This is a genomic window from Exiguobacterium sp. UBA6282, assembly GCF_002440475.1.
Taxonomy (GTDB): domain Bacteria; phylum Bacillota; class Bacilli; order Exiguobacteriales; family Exiguobacteriaceae; genus Exiguobacterium_A.
In genome coordinates, this window is sequence record NZ_DJUM01000014.1 from 134976 (window position 1) to 136737 (window position 1762).

Annotated in this window: 2 protein-coding genes (1 of these 2 running past the window's edge); both read right to left on the bottom strand. The window is 48.9% G+C overall.

Annotated features, from left to right (window positions below; genetic code table 11):
• On the bottom strand, positions 1 to 500 hold a 500-nt coding region (locus tag B2751_RS04425; protein ID WP_290773096.1), incomplete at its 3' end, for an EAL domain-containing protein.
• Between the two features lie 215 nt (positions 501 to 715).
• On the bottom strand, positions 716 to 1762 hold the 3' portion of the coding sequence (locus tag B2751_RS04430) for a diguanylate cyclase domain-containing protein (RefSeq protein WP_422653595.1). Its footprint extends 195 nt past the window's final position; 1047 of the gene's 1242 nt are visible here — the last part of the coding sequence; its start codon lies off the right edge, out of view; its stop codon occupies positions 716 to 718.

Genomic DNA, 1762 nt, shown 5'->3' on the forward strand with positions numbered 1-1762 from the left:
CCTTCAGCGACGACGTCATACTTCAGCGTATGTGCGAGCTTGATGATCGTCTCGATGAGCGGTGCGTTCGAGCATGCATCCGGACCACTGATGAACGAACGGTCAATTTTCAGTCGCTGAATTGGCAAGCGACTCAAGTACGACAAGGAAGAATACCCCGTACCAAAGTCATCAATCGCAAGACGATACCCCATCTGATGCAACTTCTGTAACGCATCAAACACGCGTGTGTCTGAAAAGACACCGAATGATTCCGTAATTTCAAGTTCCATCCGTTGTTCGATTCCCGGATGAACTTCTCGGACATCAGTCAGATAATCGACGATCCGACCGGAGACGAGTTCTTTGACGGATAAGTTCGCTGAGACGCGTAGTACTCCGAGTTCCGTATCCTTCCACTCTTCGACTTGTCGGACCGTTTCGGCAACGACCCACATCCCGATCTCTTCAATCAACATCGATCGTTCGGCAATCGGAATGAAGATCGCCGGACTGATCATCCCCCGTTCAGGGTGGAACCAGCGCAGGAGCGCTTCACANNTGACCGGTCGCGAGATTGATTTGTGGTTGATAGAACAATTGTAGCTCGTTCTTTTCGATCGCGTCCCGCAGTTCTCCTTCGAGGACGACGGATTCGAGATACTCGGCACTCATCCAGGATTCGAACCAGACCGGTCCGCCTTCTGTCTGTTGCTTCGCATGCTGCATCGCGATATCAACCGAAGATAANNAAGGACGTGACGGCTACTGCATCATCGGGGTACCGCACCATACTCATACTGATGCTGACATTGACATACTCCCCATCGATCTCATAGACGTGTTCGATGACTTGCTTCAATTTCTCGTAATCAACGATATCCTGTTGTGCAACCAACACGGCGAATTCGTCTCCCCCGATTCGTGCGGCTTGTCCCGTTCCGATGAAATGATGTTTGAGTCGATTGGCGAGATCTTTCAAAATCTGATCGCCTGCACCATGTCCGTAAATATCGTTGATCCGCCGGAATTGTCGAACGCTGATGGTGACGAGTTCTCCCGGCTGAGGTGCTTTCAACGCATCTGCCATCTTTTGTTCAAAGCCATTTCGATTCAACAGTCCCGTCAACATGTCAAAGAGTGCGAGTTGTGTGATCCGTTCTTCGCGCCGGAACTGATCCGTTTCATCATGACAGGATAAGTAAAGTGCAACGCCTGTATCGTCTTCTTTGTTTGCGACATGGACGATGTTGACGAACATGCTTAAGATTTCTTCATCGAACAACATCTTGCAACGAATCGTTTGACTATGGCCTTCCAATGATTGCTTCAACGCTCGCCGCATCCGATTCAAATCAGCCGGATGGATCAGTTCTTCGATCGTCCATCCGGCCGTCGCTTTCGTCAATTGTCGAAAGCGTTCGTTTCCGTTCACAATCGTATAGTCAGATGACATCGCAAGAATCGGATCTGTATTTTGTGAAAAGAGCGACTCGATTTCCGCTTTTTTCTGCTTGATTTCTTTTGTTTTGGCATCATTATGATCGAGCAACCCGGCGATGATGGCCGTCATCGTCCGAAACGCTTGGACGACAGGTTGAAAATCATTTCGCTCCGGTACTTCATAACCGGATTGCCGGCGGTCTTCTGCAAAGGTATTCGCTTCTCCTTTCAGTAAGGATAGATCTTGGCGAAAGGCGCGTAATAACGATAAGGTCAAAATCAACAGTCCAAGAATTAAGACACTGGTTACACCAAAGAGAAGCCAGGCATTGCGAATGAT